Here is a 20,061-nt window from a genome sequence, read left to right on the forward strand (position 1 = left end):
GGCGGGTGTAGGACCAGGGGTGTACGCCGGGAGCGCGCGGACGGGCGGCACTCCCCCGTCCCGGGGGTGTGCCGCCCGTCGTGGCGCGGGGCGATGCGATGGTGCGGGGTGGTGGTGCCGGGCGGTCAGCCCTTCTGCATGACCTCGGGCTCGTGGCGGCGCAGCAGGCGCTGGACGAGCAGGGCGAGGCCGGTGGAGATGACCAGCAGGGCGAACCAGTTGAGGAAGAGGTGGCCGATCGAGTGCTCCCACAGGCCGTCGATCAGCGGCACCCGGTTGGTGTAGCTGACGGCGGAGGTGTGGGCCAGGTCGAGGGTGTTGCCGCTCGCGGCGAGGCCCCAGCGGCCGGGCATGAGCCAGGCGAACTGCTCCAGGCCGGGCTTGTCGAAGACCTGGAAGATCGAGCCGGTGAAGACCATCTGGACGATGGCGAACATCACGAGCAGCGGCATGGTCTTCTCGGAGGTCTTCACCAGGGCGGAGATGGTGAGGCCGACCATCATCGAGGTGAAGCTGAGCAGGATGACGCCGATGGCCATCTCGACCGCGGGGAGGTTCGTGAGCAGCAGGCCCTCGGCGGGCAGCTCGCGGACCTTGAAGGCGATCGCGGAGATGACGGTGCCCTGGACGAAGCTGACCAGGCCCAGCACGACGATCTTGGAGACCAGGTACGCCGACCGGGAGAGGCCGGTGGCGCGTTCCCGTTCGTAGATCGCGCGTTCCTTGATGAGTTCGCGGACGGAGTTCGCGGAGCCGGAGAGGCAGGCGCCGAACGCCACCACCAGGAGGATCATGCGGGCGATGTCGTTGCGGCCGTTGGCGCAGGCGACGAGCCCGCATTCGCTGGGGATGAACGCCGAGACACCGCCGAGCACCAGGGGCAGCAGCAGCGAGAGCAGCATGAAGCCCTTGTCGGAGGCGATCACCGCGAGGTAGCGGCGGATCAGCGTCCACAGCTGGGAGCCCCAGCTCTGCGGCTTCGGCGGGCGCACCTGGGCGGCGGGCACGCTCGGGGTGGCGTGGTGCACGGGGGCGTCGACGTCGGCCGAGTACTGCCGGTAGTGGACGGAGCCGCGGTAGCGGCCGGCCCAGTCGTGGTCGGGGTAGTTCTCGAACGCCTGGAAGACGTCGGCCCAGGTCTCGTAGCCGAAGAAGTGCAGGGCCTCGGACGGCGGGCCGAAGTAGGCCACCGAGCCGCCCGGCGCCATGACGAGCAGCCGGTCGCAGAGGGCGAGTTCGGCGACCGAGTGGGTGACCACGAGCACGGTGCGGCCGTCGTTGGCGAGGCCGCGCAGGGTCTGCATGACCTCGCGGTCCATGCCCGGGTCGAGGCCGGAGGTGGGCTCGTCCAGGAAGATCAGCGACGGCTTGGTGAGCAGCTCCAGGGCGACGGAGACGCGCTTCTGCTGGCCGCCGGAGAGGGCGGTGATGCGGTTGTCGGCGCGCTTGTCGAGGCGCAGCTCGTACAGCACCTCGTCGATGCGGCGCTCGCGCTCGGCGGGCTCGGTGTCGCCGGGGAAGCGCAGCCGGGCGGCGTACTTGAGGCCGCTGCGGACGGTGAGCTCCTTGTGCAGGATCTCCGACTGCGGCACCAGGCCGATGCGGGAGCGGAGCTCGGCGAACCGCTGGTAGAGGTTGTGGCCGTCGTAGAGCACCTCGCCGCGGTCGGCGGGGCGGTAGCCGGTGAGGGCGCGCAGCAGGGTCGACTTGCCGGAGCCGGAGGGGCCGATGACGGCGACGAGCGACTTCTCCGGCACGGAGAAGGAGACGTCGTTCAGCAGGACCTTCTTGCCGCCCTTGAAGTCGACCTCGACGGTCAGGTGGCGGGCGGAGAAGGTGACCTCGCCGGTGTCGACGAACTCCTGCAGCTGGTCGCCGACGAGTACGAAGCTGGAGTGGCCGACGGTCAGGCGGTCCTGCGGGCCCATCAGCTGGCGCTGCACCGGCTGGCCGTTGAGGAAGATGCCGTTGTGGCTGCCGAGGTCGACGATCTCCCAGCGGCCGTCGGCGAGTTGCCGCAGCTCGGCGTGGTGGCGGGAGACCTGCAGGTCGGAGACGACCACGTCGTTGTCGAGCGCGCGGCCGATGCGGATGGTGCGCATGCCCGCGGTGAGGTTGCGCACCACGGTGGGGTTGCCGAGGCCGCCGGGCACGGACGGCTGCCGGGCCTGCGACGGCACGTGCGGCTGCGGGGCGTGCGCCTGCGGGGCGAAGGGCTGCTGCGGCACGGCGGGCTGCGGGGCCGGGGTGTTCCACTCCTGGTGGACCGGCGGTTCCTGCGGGGCCCACGGCTGCTGGGCGAGCTGCCCGGGCTGGGCGCGGCTGGTGGCGGCGGAGTGCAGGTCGGCGGCGTGCGGCTGGGCCGCGACGGGCGCCGAGAAGGCGAGCCGGGGCCCGTTCTGGGCGTTGCCGAGGTGGACGACGGCGCCCGGTGCGAGCGGCACGTGCTGGGTGCGGGCGCCGGCGGTGTACGTGCCGTTGGTGGAGCCGTGGTCGACCAGCTGCCACGCCGTGCCGTCGAACGAGATGGTGGCGTGACGCCAGGAGACCCGCGCGTCGTCGAACGGGAAGTCCGAGGCCGGGTCGCGTCCGATGGTGTACGCGCGGCCCGGATCCAGCACGCGCTGCTGCCCGTTGAGCTCCAGTACGAGTTGCGGCACTGTCCGCTGCCCCGCTCTCTCGGTCCCCCGATTGGCTCCCCGGCCGGGGAGTCGTGCCTGTGATCTGACGGGGGAATCATTCCAGCCCCGCCGCCGTACCTGAAAGTCACCCGGGCCTGTTGTGACCGGCCGGCAACGAAACCGGGCCGCCGGGCGGACCTGCGCCGTCGTCCCACCGTGCGGACGCGGGACGTGGCGCCCGGGACGGGCCGGGTAGCGTGGGAGGCACCATGAACGTGACTGATCCGGCCGCAGAGCCCCTCCCCGCCCCGCAGCCGCGGACCGACGACGAGCGCACCCTGCTGGTCAAGGTGTTCGGCAAGGACCGCCCCGGTATCACCGCGGGCCTGTTCGCGACGCTCGCCGGGTTCGGCGTCGACGTGATCGACATCGAGCAGGTCGTCACCCGTGGCCGGATAACGCTGTGCGTCCTGGTGACGCCGCCGGACTCGCCGGGCGCCGAGGGCGGGCTGCGGGTGACCGTGCACCGCTGGGCGGAGTCGCTGAAGCTCCAGGCCGAGGTCATCTCCGGCACCGGCGACAACCGGCCCCGCCGGGAGGGCCGCTCGCACGTGACCGTGCTCGGCCACCCGCTGACCGCGGAGGCGGTGGCCGCGCTGGCGGGCCGCATCAGCGAGGCGGGCGGCAACATCGACCGGGTGTTCCGGCTCGCGAAGTACCCGGTGACGGCGGTGGAGCTGGCCGTCTCCGGCCTGCCGACCGAGCGGCTGCGGGCCGGGCTGGCCCCGGCGGCGTCCGCGCTGGGCGTCGACATCGCCGTGGTGGGCGCGGGCCTGCACCGCCGGGCGAAGCGCCTGGTCGTGATGGACGTCGACTCGACGCTGATCCAGGACGAGGTGATCGAGCTCTTCGCCGCGCACGCGGGCTGCGAGCAGAAGGTCGCCGAGGTGACGGCCGCGGCGATGGCCGGCGAGCTGGACTTCGCCGAGTCGCTGCGGGCCCGGGTGGCGCTGCTGGCCGGGCTGGACGCCGACGTGGTGGAGAAGGTCCGCTCCGAGGTCAGGCTGACCCCGGGCGCCCGCACACTGATCCGCACGCTGAAGCGGCTCGGCTACCAGGTGGCGATCGTCTCCGGCGGGTTCACCCAGGTCACCGACCACCTGGTGGAGCAGCTGGGGCTGGACTTCGCGGCGGCCAACACCCTGGAGGTCGCGGACGGGAAGTTCACCGGGCGCGTCACCGGGGAGATCGTGGACCGGGCGGGCAAGGCCCGCTGGCTGGCGCGGTTCGCCGAGCAGGCCGGGGTGCCGCTGGCGCAGACGGTCGCGATCGGCGACGGCGCCAACGACCTCGACATGCTGAACGCGGCCGGCCTGGGCGTGGCCTTCAACGCCAAGCCGGTGGTCCGCGAGGCGGCGCACACCGCGGTGAACGTGCCGTTCCTCGACACCGTGCTCTACCTGCTGGGCATCACCCGTGACGAGGTCGAGGCCGCCGACGAGCTCGACGACGGCACCGCACCGTCCGGCGACTGACCGCACCGGCGGCGCGAGGGGCGGCGGGGGCCGGAGCTCCCCGCCGCCCCTCGTGCCGTCGCCGCGGTCAGTCCTGCGGCGTGTGGTACGACTCCAGTTTGGCGACACCCGGCTCGACGGACTTCCACGGGCCCGCGAAGCTCAGCACCGCGACGGCCGACGTCGGGAAGCTGGTGAGGCGCAGCCGGTTGAGCGCGTCGCGGTCCCCCTCGTCCCCGGCGAGGACCTGGGTGAGACCGAGCACGCCGGGGTTGTGGCCGACGAGGATCAGGTCGGCGAACTCGTCCGGGGTCTCCTGGATCACCGCGATGATCTCCCCCGGGGCGGCCTCGTAGACGCGGTCCTCGTAGACCGTGCGCCGGGCCCGCTTGGGCAGTTCGTGCGCGGCGAGCTTCCAGGTCTCGCGGGTGCGCAACGAGGAGGAGCAGAGCACGTAGTCGGGGTTGATGCCGGAGTCGGCGAGCCAGCGGCCCGACTCCGGCGCCTGGTGGCGGCCGCGGTCGGCCAGCGGCCGGTCGTGGTCGGGCACCTGGTTCGGCCAGTCGGCCTTGGCGTGACGGAAGACGATGATCCTTCGGGGTGTGTCGGCGCTCATACCCCTAGAGCTTTGCAGAAAATGCGCCGTCGGGCGCGTGGTCCCGGTCGTCGCCACCCCCGGGTGTGCCGCCGGGCCCTGCCGCGGTCAGCCGATCCGGGCGGCGATCATCGCGACGACGGCGACGAGCACGACCACGCCGGCGATCACCCCCATGAGCTGGAGGAGCTTCTTCTGGCCGTCCTGCGGATCCGGTTCGAGCACTGGCATGGGCCGAGTGTCGCATCCGGACGGCTGCGCGCCGAAACCGGGGTCAGGCCGGGGCGGGGACGGCCGGCACCTCGTCCTCGATGTGCCGGTCGCGGCCCGCGCGGCTGCCGACGAGCATCTGCGGGAGCAGCAGCAGGCCGAGCAGGCCGAGCGGCAGGTACCACCGGCCGGTGGCCTGGTAGAGGCCGCCGACCAGGATCGGGCCGGGGATGGAGATGAGGTAGCCGACGCTCTGAGCGAAGGCGGAGAGCTGGGCGACGCCGCCGGGGGTGCGGGCGCGCAGGCCGATCATGGTGAGTGCCAGCGGGAAGGCGCACATCGACAGGCCGATCAGGCAGGCCCACAGCCAGGACGCCGTGCCCGCGGCGAGGGCGAGGCCGGTGTAGCCGGCGATGCCGCACAGGCCGAGCACGACGACGAACAGCCGCTGGTCGCCGCGGCGGACGGCGAGGTTGGGCAGGACGAAGGAGGCGGGCACGCTGACGGCCATCACGAGGGCGAGGAGGATGCCCGAGGTCGCGTCGGGGACGCCGGCGTCCTGGTAGATCTTGGGGAGCCAGCCCATCGTGGCGTACGCGCCGGTCGACTGGAGGCCGAGGAAGACGGCGAGCGCCCAGGCGGTGCCGGAGCGGGCGATCGGCAGGCGGCGGGCCCGGGCCCGGCCGGCGTTCTCGCCGCCTTCGCGGCGGCGCAGGGCGAGGGCGAGCCAGAGGGCGAGGGCCGCGGCGGCGAGCACGCTCCAGAGGCCGAGGCCGGCCCGCCAGCTGCCGCCGAGGGCGCCGGTGAGCGGCACGGTGGCGGCGGCCGCGACGGCGGTGCCGACCGACAGGGCCATCGAGTAGAGGCCGATCATCGGGCCGACCCGGTCGGGGAAGTACCGCTTGATGACGACCGGGAGCAGCACGTTGGCGAGCGCGACGCCGGCCAGGGCGAGGGCGGTGAGGAGCAGGAAGGCCGCGGTGCCGCCGGCGAAGGCGCGGGCGGCCACGCCGACGGTGACGGCCCCGATGCCGGCGGCGATCGCGGCGATCGGGCCGATCCGGCGGGCGAGGCCGGGGGCGGCGAGGCCGAAGACGGCGAAGCAGAGCGGGGGGACGGCGGTGAGCAGGCCGGCCACGCCCGCGCTCATGCCGAGGTCGGCCCGGACGTCGTCGAGGAGCGGGCCGAGGCTGGTGACGACGGGCCGCAGGTTGACGGCCGCGAGGGCGACGGCGGCGGCGAGGAGCCAGGCGGCGGGTCGGGGGCGGGCGGGCGCGGACGGCGGGGCCTCGGCGCGGGTGGGGGCGGCAGGCCCTGCTGCGGTCGACATGGGCCCATCATAGAATGATGGGATGAATTGATGCACCCGGTTCGACGGAACACGGCCGAAGCCCGGAACGGCTAGGGTCTGAGGCCCCCGACACAGGATCAGGAGTCCCCGTGGCACTGTCGACCACCCGCCGCACACCGCTGTCCGATCAGGTGATCGCACAGCTGCGCGCCCAGATCACCTCGGGCGAGTGGCCGGTCGGCTCCCGCATCCCCACCGAGGCCGAGCTCGTCGAACAGCTCGGGGTCGCCCGCAACACCGTCCGCGAGGCCGTCCGCGCCCTCGCGCACAACGGCCTGCTCGACATCCGGCAGGGCTCCGGCACGTACGTGCAGGCCACCAGCGAACTCGCCGGCGTGATGCACCGCCGCTTCGCCGACGCCGCGCAGGAGCAGGTCGCCGAACTCCGCGCCAGCCTGGAGATGTCCGCCGCCGGGCTCGCCGCCGCCCGGCGCACCGCCGCCGACCTGGAGCTGCTCTCGGCCGCCCTCGACCGGCGCGACCGGGCCTGGCGGTCCGGCGACCCGGAGGCGTTCGTGCAGGCCGACGCCGCCTTCCACCAGGCCGTGGTGGCCGCCGCGCACAACGACGTGATCGCCGCCGTCTACGCCGACCTCGGCGAGGTCATGCGCGCCCACCTGCGGCGCGACGTCGGCCCCGAGCTGGTCCCGGAGCGGTACGTGCCGCACGACGGCATCCTCGACGCCGTCCGCGCCGGGGACGCCGTCCGCGCCTCCGCCGAGGCGGGCCGGGCCATCGGCGCCTGCGGCGCCCTCGACACGACCGGCTGACACCACCGGCTGACACCGCGGCCGACACCACCGGCCGGCCCTTCGGCCGACACCGGCGGCAGGCCCCGCGGGACGTCCCCGGCGGACGTCCCCGGGACACGCGAACGGCGGCGCGGGGAGCCGGGCTCCCCGCGCCGCCGTGGCCGCCCCCGCGGGCGGCGGACGTCAGGCGCCGATGGCGTGCAGACCGCCGTCGACGTGCACGATCTCGCCGGTGGTCTTCGGGAACCAGTCCGACAGCAGGGCGACGACGCCGCGGCCGGCCGGCTCCGGGTCGTTGAGGTCCCACTTCAGCGGCGAGCGCTGGTTCCAGGTGTCGGCCAGCTCGCCGAAACCGGGGATGGACTTCGCGGCCATCGACCCGATCGGGCCCGCCGAGATGAGGTTGCAGCGGATGTTCCGCTCGCCGAGGTCGCGCGCCAGGTAGCGGTTGGTCGCCTCCAGCGCGGCCTTCGCCGGGCCCATCCAGTCGTACTTCGGCCACGCGAACTGCGCGTCGAAGGTCAGGCCGACCACCGAGCCGCCGTCCTGCATCAGCGGCAGCAGCGCCGTGGTCAGCGACTTCAGCGAGAACGCCGAGACCTGCATCGCGGTCGCGACCGACTCCCACGGGGTGTTCAGGAAGTTGCCGCCGAGCGCGTCCTGCGGCGCGAAGCCGATCGAGTGGACGACGCCGTCGAGGGTCGGCAGGTGCTCGCGGACCTGCTCCGCGATGCCCGCCAGCTGCTCGTCGCTGGACACGTCCAGCTCCAGCACCTTCACCGGCTTCGGCAGCTTCCTCGCGATGCGCTCGGTCAGGCTCGGCCGCGGGAACGCGGTGAGGATGATCTCGGCACCCTGCTCCTGGGCCAGCTTCGCGGTGTGGAACGCGATGGACGACTCCATCAGCACACCCGTGATCAGGATGCGCTTGCCCTCAAGGATTCCACTCATGGTCAGTGCCCCATGCCCAATCCGCCGTCGACGGGAACGACGGCTCCGGTGATGTATGCGGCCTCGTCGGAGGCGAGGAAGCGGACCGCGGAGGCCACCTCGGCGGGCTGGGCGTAACGGCCCAGCGGCACCCCGGCGACGATCTCCTTGCGGCGCTCGTCGCTGAGCACCGCGGTCATGTCGGTGTCGACGAAGCCGGGCGCGACCACGTTGATCGTGATGTTGCGCGAGCCCAGCTCGCGGGAGAGCGAGCGGGCGAAGCCCACCAGGCCGGCCTTGGAGGCCGCGTAGTTCGCCTGGCCGGGCGAGCCGGTGAGGCCCACCACCGAGGAGATCAGCACGACGCGGCCCTTGCGGGCGCGCAGCATCTTCGCGGCCGCGCGCTTGACCACGCGGAAGGTGCCGGTGAGGTTGGTGTCGACGACGGAGGTGAAGTCCTCCTCGGACATGCGCAGGAGCAGCGTGTCCTTGGTGATGCCGGCGTTGGCGACCAGCACCTCGACCGCGCCGTGCTTCTCCTCGATCTCCGCGAAGGCCGCGTCGACCTGGGCGGCATCGGTGATGTCGCACTTGACGGCGATCACCTCGTGGGCGGCGAGCTCCGCCGGGACGTCGCCCGAACGGCTGGTGATGGCGACCTTGTCGCCTGCCTCCGCGAAGGCGCGGGCGATCGCGAGGCCGATGCCCCGGTTGCCTCCGGTGACGAGAACCGAGCGGCTCAACGATCCACCTCTCTCCCTGGTTGGCTGGGCCCGTCGGGAGGCGGCCGGTGGCCGCCGGGCCGCTGCGGTACGCCGTGACGCGTACGCACTGTGACGCTATCGGTCCCTGTCGGCCCGCGACGAATCGACGTCCCACAGGTCCGTCCGGCGGGAACTGTGACATCCCGACAACGGCCCCCCGGTGCGGGAACAACCGACACCGCCGTACCCGTTGCCCTCTGGGCGTACGCATCACGCGCGGCGCGCAGAGCGAGGCCCGGCACACGGTCGGTGACAAGGAAGCGGGAGCACGGATGACCGAGGCACAGCCCCCCAGGACGACCGGGCGGCGCGGCCGCCTGCTGACCCTCACCGCCCTGGCCGCGGCCGTGGGTACCGCCGCATGGGCCCTGCGCGACCTGCCCGCGGCGTTCGGCGGACGCCCCGACGGCGCCCGCGAGGAGCGCATCGGCCGCTCCCCGCAGTACCGCGACGGCGTCTTCCACAACGCCCCGTCCGAGGTGGCCGGCGCGGCCGCCCCCGGCACGCCGAGCTCGGAGACCGTGCGCCGGATGCTCTTCGACCGCGAGGGCCGGGTGCCCGCGCTGCCGGTGCCGACCGTCCGCCCGCGGCACGGCGCCGCGGCCGCCGAGGGCGTCGAGATCGTCTGGTACGGGCACGCCTCGGTGCTCGTCGAGGTCCAGGGCAGCCGGGTGCTGCTCGACCCGATCTGGAGCGACCGCTGCTCGCCCTCCGCGCACGTCGGCCCGAAGCGCCTGCACCCGGTGCCGTCCGACCTCGCCGAGGTGCCGCCGGTCGACGCCGTGCTGATCTCGCACGACCACTACGACCACCTCGACATGGCCACCGTGAAGCGCCTGGTCACCCTGCAGTCGGCGCCGTTCCTGGTGCCGCTGGGCATCGGCAGCCACCTGCGGCGCTGGGGCGTGCCCGAGCACCGGATCATCGAGCTCGACTGGGACGAGACCTGCACCCTGGGCGACCTCACCCTCACGCTCACCTCGGCGCACCACTTCTCCGGCCGCGGCACCACCCGCAACACCACTCTCTGGGGCTCGTGGGTGATCGCCGGCCCGAGCCGCAAGGTCTACTACACCGGAGACTCCGGCTACTTCGAGGGCTACGCGGCGATCGGCGAGCAGCACGGCCCGTTCGACGCCGCCCTCGTGCAGATCGGCGCGTACGACGACGCCTGGGCCGACATCCACATGACGCCCGAGGACGCCGTCCGCGCCCACCGGGAGCTGCGCGCGGGCCTGCTGGTGCCGGTGCACTGGTGCACCTTCAACCTCGGCCTGCACCCGTGGTCCGAGCCGATCGAGCGGCTGCTCGTCGAGGCCAAGGCGCAGGCGGTGCCGCTCGTCGTGCCGCGGCCCGGCGAGCGGGTCGACGTCGACCAGCCGCAGGAGCTCGACGGCTGGTGGGAGACGGTCGCCTGACGCCCCGCCGACACCGGTTCCCCGCCCCGGGCTGACGGCCCGGGGCGGGGCACGCCAGGATGGTGCGCCATGGACGACTTCGGGGGGCCGGCGACCGGCCGGATCGGGCCGGGCGCGCTGCTCGCCGGCCGCTACCGGCTGGAGGAGCGGCTCGGCCGCGGCGGCATGGGCACCGTCTGGCGGGCCGCCGACGAGCGGATGCGCCGCCCGGTCGCCCTCAAGGAGCCGGAGCTGCCGCCGGGCGTCGACGACCGCACCCGCGACGAACTGTGCCGCCGCATGGAGCGCGAGGCCCAGGCCGCGGCCCGGCTGCGCCACCCCGGCATCGTGCGGGTGCACGACATCGAGACCGTCGGCGGCCTGCCCTGGCTCGTGATGGAGCTGATCGAGGGCGAGAGCCTGGAGGCGTGGTTCGCCTCCGGCACCGTCACCGTCGCCGAGGCCGCCGCGATCGGCCGGCAGCTCGCCTCCGCCCTCGCCGCGGTGCACGCCGCCGGGATCGTCCACCGGGACGTCAAACCCGCCAACGTCATGCGCACCCCCGCGGGCGAACTGGTCCTCACCGACTTCGGCATCGCCCAGCTGGACGGCGGCACCGACCTGACCCGCACCGGCTCCGTCGTCGGCTCCCTGCCGTACCTTTCCCCCGAACGCGTCGCCGGCCTGCGGCCCGGCCCGGCCGCCGACCTGTGGGCGCTCGGCCTGGTGCTGTACGAGGCCCTGGAGGGCGTGCACCCCTACCGGCGGCAGTCCGCGCAGGGCACCCTGCTGGCCGTCGTACAGGACCCCCTGCCGCCGCCCCGCCGGGCCGGCGCGCTCACCGGGCCGGTGACCGCGCTGCTGGAGCGCGACCCACAGCGGCGGCCGACCGCGGCCCAGGCCGTGGCACTGTTCGCCGCCCCGGCCGCACCGGTCGCCCCGCCGGACCGGACCCCGACCGAGACCGTCGAGGCCGGCCGCACCGTACGGCTGCGCGCCGCGGCCACCTCCGGCGCACCTGCCACCGCGGCCGGCGCCTCCCCGGTCGGCGCCCCCGCCGACCGCGGCCACCGGCTGCTCCGCCGGATCCGGAGCAGCCGACCCGCACTCGCCGCCGTGACGGCGGCCTGCCTCGCCGCGACCGGCGCGGCGGGCTGGCTGGCCCTCGGCCGCGACTCCACGCCGGAGCCGCGCACCGTCCCGGCCGGCTTCACCGCGCGGTCGGTGGCCTCCCTCGGCATCGGCATCGCCGTCCCGGAGGGCTACATCGCCCGGATCGGCGCCGACGAGGCGAACTGGAGCAGCCCCGACACGCTCGTGCAGATCCAGCTCCGCGACGAGGGCAAGGCCGTCCGGTCGGCGGCGCAGTACGCCGCGGCGCGGCTCGCCGAGGTGAGCAAGGGCATCGGCACGTTCTGCGGCGACTCCCACCCGGCGCCCGAGCGGTTCCACGTACGGGTGGTGCACGGGCCGCAGTCGGTGCTGCACGGCGACGTCGACGGCTCGGCGATCGAGTACGCGTACAGCACCCGCGCGGAGGACCAGTACCCGTGCCTGCAGAGCGTCCAGGCCGACGAGGCGATGGAGCAGTACATGGTGCGCGACGGCCGGGTGCTGCACTTCACCGTCAGCTTCGTGTGGAACCACCGGGAGCAGCAGAAGACCGACCCGGCCCCGGCCAACCAGCAGCTGTACGCCGACATCGACGCCTCGCTGAACCCGGGCTGACACGCCGTGGTAATCCGCTGGCCCGTCGGCCCCGCGACGGGCCATGATGCGATCGGGTGCCCCTGCGCGGGGCACCCGACGACCCCGACCGTACGACCCAGGGAGCCCGATGCCGCCCACACCCCGCGCCGTCGACCCGCTGTTCCTCGGCTATCCGCTGCGCACGCTCGCCGACGCCGCGCTCGGCCGGGCCCGGGAACTCGGCGTCACGCACGCCGACTTCCGGCTGGAACGGGTGCGCAGCGCCGCCTGGCGGCTGCGTGACGCCCGGCCCTCCGGCACCTCGGACACCGTGCAGCTGGGCTTCGCCGTCCGGGTGCTGCTCGACGGCGCCTGGGGCTTCGCCGCCGGTGTCGACCTGACCGTCGACGCCGCCGCGCGGGTCGCCGAGCAGGCCGTCGCGGTGGCCCGCCTCTCCGGCGGGATCAGCCGCGCAGCCGGCTCGCACGACGTCGTGGAGCTCGCCGACGAGCCCGTCCACGCGGACGCGGTGTGGCTGTCCTCGTACGAGGTCAACCCCTTCGACGTGCCGGACGCGGAGAAGACCGCGCTGCTCGCCGACTGGAGCGGCCGGCTCCTCGCCGCCGACGGCGTCTCGCACGTGACGGCGGCCCTGCTGACGGTGCAGGAGAACAAGTTCTACGCCGACACCGCGGGCACCGTCACCACCCAGCAGCGCGTCCGGCTGCACCCGTGGCTGGAGGCGACCTCCGTCGACGAGCGCACCGGCGCCTTCGACTCGATGCGCACCATCGCCCCGCCGGCCGGCCGCGGCTTCGAGTACCTGCGCGGCACCGGCTGGGACTGGGACGCCGAACTCGCCGAACTGCCCACGCTGCTCGCCGAGAAGATGAAGGCCCCGACCGTCGAGGCCGGCCGCTACGACCTCGTGGTGGACCCGTCCAACCTGTGGCTGACCATCCACGAGTCGATCGGCCACGCCACCGAGCTCGACCGCGCCCTCGGCTACGAGGCCGCCTACGCGGGCACCTCCTTCGCCACGTTCGACAAGCTCGGCTCGCTCGCGTACGGCTCCGGCCTGATGCACGTCACCGGTGACCGCACCGCCGAGCACGGCCTCGCCACCATCGGCTACGACGACGAGGGCGTCGCCACGCAGTCCTGGGACCTCGTCAAGGACGGCACCCTGGTCGGCTACCAGCTCGACCGCGCCATGGCGAAGCTCAAGGGCCTCGGCCGCTCCAACGGCTGCGCGTTCGCCGACTCCCCCGCGCACGTGCCGGTGCAGCGGATGGCCAACGTCTCGCTGCAGCCCGACGCCGCCGGCCCGGACACCGACGGGCTGATCTCCCAGGTGGAGAACGGCCTCTACATCGTCGGCGACCGCTCCTGGTCGATCGACATGCAGCGCTACAACTTCCAGTTCACCGGGCAGCGCGCCTACGCGATCCGGGGCGGCCGCCTCGCCGGGCAGGTCAAGGACTTCGCCTACCAGGCCACCACCACCGACTTCTGGGGCTCGATGAGCGCCGTCGGCGGCCCGCAGACGTACGTGCTCGGCGGCGCCTTCAACTGCGGCAAGGCCCAGCCCGGACAGGTCGCCGCGGTCAGCCACGGCTGCCCGTCCGCTCTCTTCCGCAACGTCAACGTGCTCAACACGCAGCAGGAGGCCGGTCACTGATGAGCGGGATCAAGCCCCACGAGCTGGTCGAGCGCGCCCTGGAGCTCTCCCGGGCGGACGGCACCGTCGTCATCGCCGACGAGGACTCCACCGCGAACCTCCGCTGGGCCGGCAACGGCCTCACCACCAACGGCGTCACCCGGGGCCGCCGCCTCACCGTGATCGCCACCGTCGACGGCGCCGAGGGCACCGCCTCCGGCGTGGTCTCCCGGGAGGCCGTCACCCTCGACGAGGTCGAGAGCCTGGTGCGCGCCGCCGAGGACGCCGCCCGCTCCGCCGGACCCGCCGAGGACGCCGGGCCGCTGATCCCGACGCGGCCGGCCTCCGCGGACTTCACGGCGCCGCCCGCCGAGACCTCCGCCGAGGTGTTCTCCGCGTTCGCCCCCGCCCTCGGCGAGGCGTTCGCCCGGGCCCGCGCCAACGGCGAACTCCTCTACGGCTTCGCCCGGCACGAGGTCACCAGCAGCTACCTCGGCACGTCCACCGGCCTGCGGCTGCGCCACGACCAGCCGACCGGCACGGTCGAGCTGAACGCCAAGACCGCCGACCTCACCGGCTCCGCCTGGGCCGGCGCCGCCACCCGCGACTTCACCGACGTCGACGTCGCCGCGATGCACGCCGGCCTCACCCGCCGGCTCGGCTGGGGCGCCAAGCGGGTGGACCTGCCCGCCGGCCGCTACGAGGCGCTGCTGCCGCCGTCCGCCGTCGCCGACCTGCTCGTCTACCTCAGCTGGTCGTCCGGCGGCCGGGACGCGGTCGAGGGCCGCACGGTCTTCTCCAAGGCCGGCGGCGGCACCCGGATCGGCGAGCGGCTCAGCCCGCTGCCGCTGACGCTGCGCTCCGACCCGGCCGAACCCGGCATCGAGGCCTCGCCGTTCGTCCTCGCGCACTCCTCGGGCGACAGCGACTCGGTCTTCGACAACGGCCACCCGCTGACCGCCACCGACTGGATCCGCGACGGCGAGCTGGTCAACCTCATCACCACCCGGCACTCCGCGGGCCTCACCGGCCTGCCGCTGCACCCGCCGGTCGACAACCTCGTGCTGGAGACCGCCGACCAGGCCGCGGCGCCGACCCTCGACGAGATGATCGCCCGCACCGAGCGCGGCCTGCTGCTCACCTGCCTCTGGTACATCCGCGAGGTCGACCCGGCCACCCTGCTGCTCACCGGCCTCACCCGGGACGGCGTCTACCTGGTGGAGAACGGCGAGGTGGTGGGCGCCGTCAACAACTTCCGGTTCAACGAGTCGCCGGTCGACATCCTCGGGCGGATCACCGAGGTCGGCCGCACCGAGCGCTGCCTGCCCCGCGAGTGGGGCGACTGGTTCACGCGCGCCGCGATGCCGCCGGTGCGGGTCGCGGGCTTCAACATGAGTTCGGTCAGCCAGGCCTCGTAGGAGGCCCGGCCCTCGGAGGGGGACGGGAGAAGTGGACGAGAAACAGACGGTCAGGGTGTCCAAACGGCTGTCCCGCGTCCTGCGGCACGATCCGGAGTCCGTCGGCATCACGCTCGACGACGCCGGATGGGTCGGGGTGGACACCCTGCTCGGCGCCCTGGCGCGCCACGGCGTGCGGGTCGGCCGGGCCGAGCTGGACCACGTCGTGGCGACGAACGACAAGCGGCGCTTCGCCTTCTCCGAGGACGGCCTCTCCATCCGGGCCAGCCAGGGGCACTCCGTCGAGGTCGACCTCGGCCTGCCCCCCTCCGACCCGCCCGCGGTGCTGTACCACGGCACCACCGGGCGGGTCCTGGAGGCGGTCTTCCGCGAGGGACTCCGTCCGATGGGCCGCCGGGACGTCCACCTGTCGGTGGACACCGGGACCGCGGTGCGGGTCGGCTCGCGGCACGGGCGCCCGGTGGTGCTGGCGGTGGACGCCGCCGCGATGGCCGCCGACGGCCACGAGTTCCGCGTCAGCGCGAACGGCGTGTGGCTCACCGACGCGGTGCCCGCGCGGTACCTCCGCACGGCCTGAGCCCCCGGGCTCCGGTGCGGCCCCGGCACGGCGTACCGTGAACGGGGCCGCACCCGTGGGAGGGTACGCGCACGGACGAAGGCGGTTGGAGATGGCGAAGAGCCCCGGCAACGGACAGGTCTTCCGGATCACCGGAGCCCGCAGCAGCCTCACCGAGGACGTGCGCGGGCGGCAGCGGCGGTACGTGATCTCCATGCTTGTCCGCACCGTGTGCGTGCTGCTGGCGGTGGTGCTCTGGGACGTCCAGCGCTTCGTGGCGTTCGCGGCGCTGGGCGCGGCCGTGCTGCTGCCGTACTTCGCGGTGCTGATCGCCAACGCCGGCCGCGAGCGCGCGCCGGGGCTGCCGAGCACCTTCGACGTGTCGCCGCAGACCCCGCTGATGCTCGGCCCCGGCGGCCGGGGCGGCGGCGGACGGCCCGAGGGCGCCGGCTTCGCCCACCCCGCGGACGCGCCGGACGCGCCGAATGCTCCCGGCGCTCCGGACGCTCCCGGCGCTCCGGATGCGGGCACCACGGCCTGAGCACCCGGCGACCCGGGCGGCACGGCCTGAACATCCGGCGGCACGGCGGGCCCGGCCGTCACCGACAGCGCCGTCCCGGCGGACTGAGTCGTGCCCGGAGCGATCACCCGTTACGTCCGCTTCTGCCGCGTTTCGCCCGGTAGAAGGCTCAGCGGAAGCTCAGATTAATCATGAAAGACCTAGCCACGCCGGGGCCGGGCCGTGACATACTGCGTACGCGCTCCGCATCCCCCGTCGGAGCGACAGACCGACGCCGGGCGGCTCCCCCCGTGGCTGCCCGGCGTCGTCATGTCCGCGTACGGGCGGCTGCCCGGCGGGTGCGAGACTGGCCGTGAACACTCCGGCAGCACCCGACAGGACGGCATCGCATGGACACCCCTCCGCTCGGCCTCTTCGGCGGTACCGACGGCCCCGAGGGCCCGCCGGTCTGCTCCGGCAAGGGGTGCCGCAGCGCGGCGGTGTGGGTGCTGGTGTGGAACAACCCGAAGCTCCACACGCCGGACCGCCGCAAGACCTGGCTGGCCTGCGACGAGCACCGCGAGCACCTCGCGCAGTTCCTGGGGGTGCGCGGCTTCCTCAAGGAGGTCGTCCCGCTGGACGGCTTCACCGGCTGAGGCCGCACGGCCCCGGGGTCAGCGCTGCCGGCGGATCACCTGGTACCGGCGTTCGACGTCGGGCATGCCCGTCTCCTGCGCCACAGCGCCCCCTCCGGTCCGGAAGACGGCAGCGTACCCGAACAACCCTCCGACGGCAGGGAATTACCGTACGGCCCGGTCAGCCGCCGATCGCGGACATCGGGCGGTCGGGCTGGAGGAACTCCGGGTCGTCGATGCCCGCCCCGGCCTTCTTGCCCCACATCGCCGCTCGCCACAGGGCGCCGATCCGCTCGTCGGGGGCGCCGGAGCGCAGCGCCTCGCGCAGGTCGGTCTCACCGGTGGCGAAGAGGCAGTTGCGCACCTGTCCGTCGGCGGTGAGCCGGGTGCGGTCGCAGGCCCGGCAGAACGGCCGGGTGACGGAGGCGATCACGCCGACCTGCGCGGGCCCGCCGTCGACCAGCCAGCGTTCGGCGGGGGCGGCGCCGCGGGCGGCGGACGGCTCGGGGGTGAGCGCGAAGCGGGTGCGGAGCAGGTCGAGGATCTCCTCCGCGGTGACCATCTGCGACCGGTCCCAGCCGTGCTGGGCGTCGAGCGGCATCTGCTCGATGAAGCGCAGCTCGTAGCCGTGCTCGATGCACCAGGCGAGCAGGTCGGCGGCCTCGTGGTCGTTGACCCCGCGCATGAGCACGGCGTTGAGCTTGACCGGGCTGAGGCCGACGTCCTCCGCGGCGGCCAGGCCCGCGATGACGTCGTGGTGGCGGCGGCGCCGGGTGAGGGTGTGGAAGACGTCCTCGTCGAGGGTGTCGAGCGAGACGTTGACCCGGTCGAGGCCGGCCCGCTTCAGGGCGTCGGCCGTCCGGGCGAGGCCGATGCCGTTGGTGGTGAGCGACAGCTCGGGGCGGGGTTCGAGCGCGGCGCAGGCCTCGACGATGCCGACCAGGCCGGGGCGCAGCATCGGCTCGCCGCCGGTGAAGCGGACCTCCCGTACGCCGAGGTCGCGCACCGCGATGCCGACCAGGCGGACGATCTCCTCGTCGGTCAGCAGGTCGGGCTTGGCCAGCCACTGCAGGCCCTCCTCGGGCATGCAGTACGTGCAGCGCAGGTTGCAGCGGTCGGTGAGGGAGACGCGCAGGTCGACGGCCTGACGGCCGAAGGTGTCGAGCAGCATGGCGGCGCCCTTCCCCTGAAAGCCGGGTGGCCCGGCCGCCTGTGCGGGCGGGCCGGGCCAGTCTAACGATGCGGTGGTGTCCGTCCGAGGGCCCGTCCGGTCAGTGGGCTCCGAGCCCGGTGAGCGAACGCACCTCCAGTTCAGCGTACTTCTCCGGGTCGGCGGACTCCTTGGAGAGGAGGGTGCCGATCCAGCCGGCGAGGAAGCCGATCGGGATGGAGACGAGGCCGGGGTTCTCCAGCGGGAACCAGTGGAAGTCACTGTGCGGGAAGAGCGAGTTCTTGCCGCCGGAGACGACGGTGGAGAAGATCACCAGGGTGACCGAGCTGATCAGGCCCGCGTAGACGGAGCTGACCGCGCCGGCGGTGGTGAAGCGCTTCCAGAACAGCGAGTAGAGCAGGGTCGGCAGGTTGGCCGAGGCGGCGACGGCGAAGGCGAGCGCCACCAGGGCGGCGGCGTTCAGCTTGTCGGCGAACAGCGCCAGCACGATGGCGACGGCGCCGATGGCCACGGCGGCGAGCTTGGCGGAGCGCACCTCCTCCTTCTCGGAGGCCTTGCCGCGCCGGATCACGTTGGCCCACAGGTCGTGGGCGAAGGACGCCGACGAGGCGAGGGTGAGCCCGGCGACCACGGCGAGGATGGTGGCGAAGGCCACCGCCGAGATCACCGCCAGCAGGATGGCGCCGCCGGTGGAGCCCGCGCCGCCGCCGAGCTCCTGGGCGAGCAGCGGGGCCGCGGTGTTGCCGGCCGCGTTGGAGGCCTTGATGGCCGTCGGGCCGACGATGGCGGCGGCGCCGAAGCCGAGGGCGAGGGTCATCAGGTAGAAGCCGCCGATGATGCCGATCGCCCAGAGCACGGACTTCCGTGCGGCCTTGGCGGTGGGCACGGTGTAGAAGCGCACGAGGATGTGCGGCAGGCCGGCGGTGCCCAGCACGAGCGCGAGGCCGAGGCTGAGGAAGTCGAGCTTGGTGGTGCCGGTGGTGCCGTACTTCAGCCCGGGTTCGAGGAAGGCCGCGCCCTTGCCGCTGGCCTCGGAGGCCGCCCCGAGGAGGCTGGAGAGGTTGAAGTGGTACTTGGCGAGCACGAGGACGGTCATCAGCGCGGTGCCGGCGATCAGCAGTACGGCCTTGACGATCTGCACCCAGGTGGTGCCCTTCATGCCGCCGACCGCGACGTAGATCACCATGAGGGCGCCGACCGCGACGATCGTCCAGCGCTTGGCCCCGTCGCCGCTGACGCCGAGCAGCAGGGCGACGAGCGAGCCCGCGCCGACCATCTGGGCCAGCAGGTAGAAGATCGACACGACGATGGTGGAGACGCCGGCCGCGGTGCGGACCGGGCGCTGCTTCATCCGGAAGGCCAGCACGTCGGCCATGGTGTAGCGGCCGGAGTTGCGCAGCGGTTCGGCGACGAGCAGCAGGGCGACGAGCCAGGCCACCAGGAAGCCGATGGAGTAGAGGAAGCCGTCGTAGCCGAAGAGTGCGATGGCCCCGGCGATGCCGAGGAAGCTGGCGGCCGACATGTAGTCGCCGGAGATGGCGAGGCCGTTCTGGAAGCCGGTGAAGCCGCGGCCTCCGGCGTAGAAGTCGGCGGCGTCCTTGGTCTGCCGGCCGGCCCAGATCGTGATGCCGAGCGTGGCGAGCACGAACACGCCGAAGAGGGTCATGGTGATGCCGCGGTGGTCGCTCGCGGCGGTGGCCAGGGCGTTCATTCGGCGGCCTCCCGGGGCGCGTCGACGGCGGCGGGCGCGTGGGCGGTGCGGATGGCCTCGGACGGCGGGTCGAGCCGGCGGTCCGCGTAGCGGGCGTACCAGGCGGCGATCGCGAAGGTGGAGGCGAACTGCAGCAGGCCGAGCACCAGCGCCACGTTGATGTGACCGACCACCTTGGTGGCCATGAACGCGTGCGCGTAGCTGGAGAGCAGGACGTAGAGCAGGTACCAGACGATGAATCCGGCGGTGACGGGGAAGGCGAAGCTGCGGAAGGCCGACCTGAGGCCGCGGAACTCCTCGCTCTCCTCGATGCGTCGGACCTCTGCGGCGGCCCCGGGGGCCGGTGGGGTGTCCACTCGGTGTCTCCTGACGTCTTCGGGTGCACGGGTGGATCGCTGGGGTGTGAGGGGCATCACAGGTGCGGTGCGGCTGCATGCTAGATCCACCGCGCGGGGGCCGAACAGCGTCTGCGCACGATCGGGGACGGGCACCGCCCGATCTGGCCGAAAAGCGCCCGCGCACGACCGAGGGGCGGCACCGCGGCAGCGGTACCGCCCCTCGGCCCGGGCGTGGTGCGGCGCGTCGCGC

The 20,061-nt window shown here is 73.7% G+C and carries 18 protein-coding genes; 9 read left to right on the forward strand and 9 right to left on the reverse strand.

All coding sequences use genetic code 11. From position 1 onward, the window contains the following. Nucleotides 1-125: 125 nt before the first annotated feature. The gene (locus tag OG335_RS11890) at nucleotides 126-2,660 is read right to left on the reverse strand and encodes an FHA domain-containing protein (RefSeq protein ID WP_405011054.1); all 2,535 of its coding nucleotides are present in this window, start codon (nucleotides 2,658-2,660) and stop codon (nucleotides 126-128) included. Nucleotides 2,661-2,890: 230 nt separating this feature from the next. Here OG335_RS11890 and serB point away from each other — a divergent pair, with 230 nt between their 5' ends. Continuing rightward, entirely contained in the window at nucleotides 2,891-4,156 is a 1,266-nt protein-coding gene (serB, locus tag OG335_RS11895) for a phosphoserine phosphatase SerB (protein WP_405011055.1), read from the forward strand. Between the two features lie 67 nt (nucleotides 4,157-4,223). Here serB and OG335_RS11900 read toward each other — a convergent pair whose 3' ends face one another. The 3 genes from OG335_RS11900 to OG335_RS11910 form a co-directional block, all read right to left on the reverse strand. Further along, the gene (locus OG335_RS11900; protein WP_405011056.1) at nucleotides 4,224-4,751 is read right to left on the reverse strand and encodes a SixA phosphatase family protein; all 528 of its coding nucleotides are present in this window, start codon (nucleotides 4,749-4,751) and stop codon (nucleotides 4,224-4,226) included. A gap of 87 nt (nucleotides 4,752-4,838) precedes the next feature. Beyond that, nucleotides 4,839-4,961 carry an SGM_5486 family transporter-associated protein gene (locus tag OG335_RS11905; protein ID WP_405011057.1) on the reverse strand — a complete coding sequence of 41 codons (123 nt, stop codon included), beginning with the start codon at nucleotides 4,959-4,961 and terminating at the stop codon, nucleotides 4,839-4,841. A 43-nt stretch (nucleotides 4,962-5,004) separates the two neighbouring features. Beyond that, nucleotides 5,005-6,270: an MFS transporter gene (locus OG335_RS11910; RefSeq protein WP_405011058.1), complete on the reverse strand. Its 1,266-nt coding sequence runs from the start codon at nucleotides 6,268-6,270 to the stop codon at nucleotides 5,005-5,007. A gap of 110 nt (nucleotides 6,271-6,380) precedes the next feature. Between OG335_RS11910 and OG335_RS11915 the strand changes: the two genes are divergently transcribed. Further along, a complete protein-coding gene (locus OG335_RS11915; RefSeq protein WP_405011059.1) occupies nucleotides 6,381-7,061 on the forward strand; it encodes a FadR/GntR family transcriptional regulator in 681 nt (226 codons plus the stop codon). 165 nt (nucleotides 7,062-7,226) lie between these two features. On the opposite strand, the gene fabI is transcribed toward OG335_RS11915, so the two are convergent. Then, nucleotides 7,227-7,994, reverse strand: coding sequence for an enoyl-ACP reductase FabI (gene fabI, locus OG335_RS11920; RefSeq protein WP_405011060.1), 768 nt, complete (start codon nucleotides 7,992-7,994; stop codon nucleotides 7,227-7,229). A gap of 2 nt (nucleotides 7,995-7,996) precedes the next feature. Continuing rightward, nucleotides 7,997-8,716, reverse strand: a complete 720-nt coding sequence (gene fabG / locus OG335_RS11925; protein WP_405011061.1) for a 3-oxoacyl-[acyl-carrier-protein] reductase — start codon at nucleotides 8,714-8,716, stop codon at nucleotides 7,997-7,999. A 293-nt stretch (nucleotides 8,717-9,009) separates the two neighbouring features. On the opposite strand from fabG, the gene OG335_RS11930 reads away from it, so the two are divergent. The 7 genes from OG335_RS11930 to OG335_RS11960 all read left to right on the forward strand — a co-directional run bounded on the left by OG335_RS11930 (nucleotide 9,010) and on the right by OG335_RS11960 (nucleotide 16,612). Beyond that, entirely contained in the window at nucleotides 9,010-10,155 is a 1,146-nt protein-coding gene (locus OG335_RS11930; protein WP_405011062.1) for an MBL fold metallo-hydrolase, read from the forward strand. A 69-nt stretch (nucleotides 10,156-10,224) separates the two neighbouring features. Next, nucleotides 10,225-11,862, forward strand: coding sequence for a serine/threonine-protein kinase (locus OG335_RS11935; RefSeq protein ID WP_405011063.1), 1,638 nt, complete (start codon nucleotides 10,225-10,227; stop codon nucleotides 11,860-11,862). Nucleotides 11,863-11,971: 109 nt separating this feature from the next. Further along, nucleotides 11,972-13,504, forward strand: a complete 1,533-nt coding sequence (locus tag OG335_RS11940; protein ID WP_405011064.1) for a TldD/PmbA family protein — start codon at nucleotides 11,972-11,974, stop codon at nucleotides 13,502-13,504. Next, entirely contained in the window at nucleotides 13,504-14,901 is a 1,398-nt protein-coding gene (locus tag OG335_RS11945) for a metallopeptidase TldD-related protein (RefSeq protein WP_405011065.1), read from the forward strand. The genes OG335_RS11940 and OG335_RS11945 overlap by 1 nt, the downstream gene beginning before the upstream one ends. Before the next feature lie 31 nt (nucleotides 14,902-14,932). After that, a complete protein-coding gene (locus OG335_RS11950; protein ID WP_405011066.1) occupies nucleotides 14,933-15,478 on the forward strand; it encodes an RNA 2'-phosphotransferase in 546 nt (181 codons plus the stop codon). A 91-nt stretch (nucleotides 15,479-15,569) separates the two neighbouring features. Further along, the gene (locus OG335_RS11955; RefSeq protein WP_405011067.1) at nucleotides 15,570-15,998 is read left to right on the forward strand and encodes a DUF3099 domain-containing protein; all 429 of its coding nucleotides are present in this window, start codon (nucleotides 15,570-15,572) and stop codon (nucleotides 15,996-15,998) included. 368 nt (nucleotides 15,999-16,366) lie between these two features. Next, nucleotides 16,367-16,612 (forward strand): hypothetical protein, encoded by a 246-nt coding sequence (locus tag OG335_RS11960; protein WP_405011068.1) that lies wholly within the window; start codon nucleotides 16,367-16,369, stop codon nucleotides 16,610-16,612. Between the two features lie 160 nt (nucleotides 16,613-16,772). On the opposite strand, the gene moaA is transcribed toward OG335_RS11960, so the two are convergent. The 3 genes from moaA to OG335_RS11975 all read right to left on the reverse strand — a co-directional run bounded on the left by moaA (nucleotide 16,773) and on the right by OG335_RS11975 (nucleotide 19,886). Continuing rightward, entirely contained in the window at nucleotides 16,773-17,762 is a 990-nt protein-coding gene (gene moaA / locus OG335_RS11965; RefSeq protein ID WP_405011069.1) for a GTP 3',8-cyclase MoaA, read from the reverse strand. A gap of 100 nt (nucleotides 17,763-17,862) precedes the next feature. Further along, a complete protein-coding gene (locus tag OG335_RS11970; RefSeq protein WP_405011070.1) occupies nucleotides 17,863-19,473 on the reverse strand; it encodes a cation acetate symporter in 1,611 nt (536 codons plus the stop codon). Next, a complete protein-coding gene (locus OG335_RS11975) occupies nucleotides 19,470-19,886 on the reverse strand; it encodes a DUF485 domain-containing protein (RefSeq protein WP_405011071.1) in 417 nt (138 codons plus the stop codon). The genes OG335_RS11970 and OG335_RS11975 overlap by 4 nt, the downstream gene beginning before the upstream one ends. Nucleotides 19,887-20,061 lie beyond the last annotated feature (175 nt).

Source organism: Kitasatospora sp. NBC_01539, from assembly GCF_045040525.1.
Taxonomy (GTDB): domain Bacteria; phylum Actinomycetota; class Actinomycetes; order Streptomycetales; family Streptomycetaceae; genus Kitasatospora.

Bases quoted from the DNA above. Each gene is read 5' to 3' on its own strand.
- serB (WP_405011055.1), top strand. From the start codon at position 2,891: ATGAACGTGACTGATCCGGCCGCAGAGCCCCTCCCCGCCCCGCAGCCG.
- OG335_RS11900 (WP_405011056.1), bottom strand. From the start codon at position 4,751: ATGAGCGCCGACACACCCCGAAGGATCATCGTCTTCCGTCACGCCAAG.
- OG335_RS11905 (WP_405011057.1), bottom strand. From the start codon at position 4,961: ATGCCAGTGCTCGAACCGGATCCGCAGGACGGCCAGAAGAAGCTCCTC.
- OG335_RS11910 (WP_405011058.1), bottom strand. From the start codon at position 6,270: ATGTCGACCGCAGCAGGGCCTGCCGCCCCCACCCGCGCCGAGGCCCCG.
- fabI (WP_405011060.1), bottom strand. From the start codon at position 7,994: ATGAGTGGAATCCTTGAGGGCAAGCGCATCCTGATCACGGGTGTGCTG.
- OG335_RS11930 (WP_405011062.1), top strand. From the start codon at position 9,010: ATGACCGAGGCACAGCCCCCCAGGACGACCGGGCGGCGCGGCCGCCTG.
- OG335_RS11935 (WP_405011063.1), top strand. From the start codon at position 10,225: ATGGACGACTTCGGGGGGCCGGCGACCGGCCGGATCGGGCCGGGCGCG.
- OG335_RS11940 (WP_405011064.1), top strand. From the start codon at position 11,972: ATGCCGCCCACACCCCGCGCCGTCGACCCGCTGTTCCTCGGCTATCCG.
- OG335_RS11945 (WP_405011065.1), top strand. From the start codon at position 13,504: ATGAGCGGGATCAAGCCCCACGAGCTGGTCGAGCGCGCCCTGGAGCTC.
- OG335_RS11955 (WP_405011067.1), top strand. From the start codon at position 15,570: ATGGCGAAGAGCCCCGGCAACGGACAGGTCTTCCGGATCACCGGAGCC.
- OG335_RS11960 (WP_405011068.1), top strand. From the start codon at position 16,367: ATGGACACCCCTCCGCTCGGCCTCTTCGGCGGTACCGACGGCCCCGAG.
- moaA (WP_405011069.1), bottom strand. From the start codon at position 17,762: ATGCTGCTCGACACCTTCGGCCGTCAGGCCGTCGACCTGCGCGTCTCC.
- OG335_RS11970 (WP_405011070.1), bottom strand. From the start codon at position 19,473: ATGAACGCCCTGGCCACCGCCGCGAGCGACCACCGCGGCATCACCATG.
- OG335_RS11975 (WP_405011071.1), bottom strand. From the start codon at position 19,886: ATGCCCCTCACACCCCAGCGATCCACCCGTGCACCCGAAGACGTCAGG.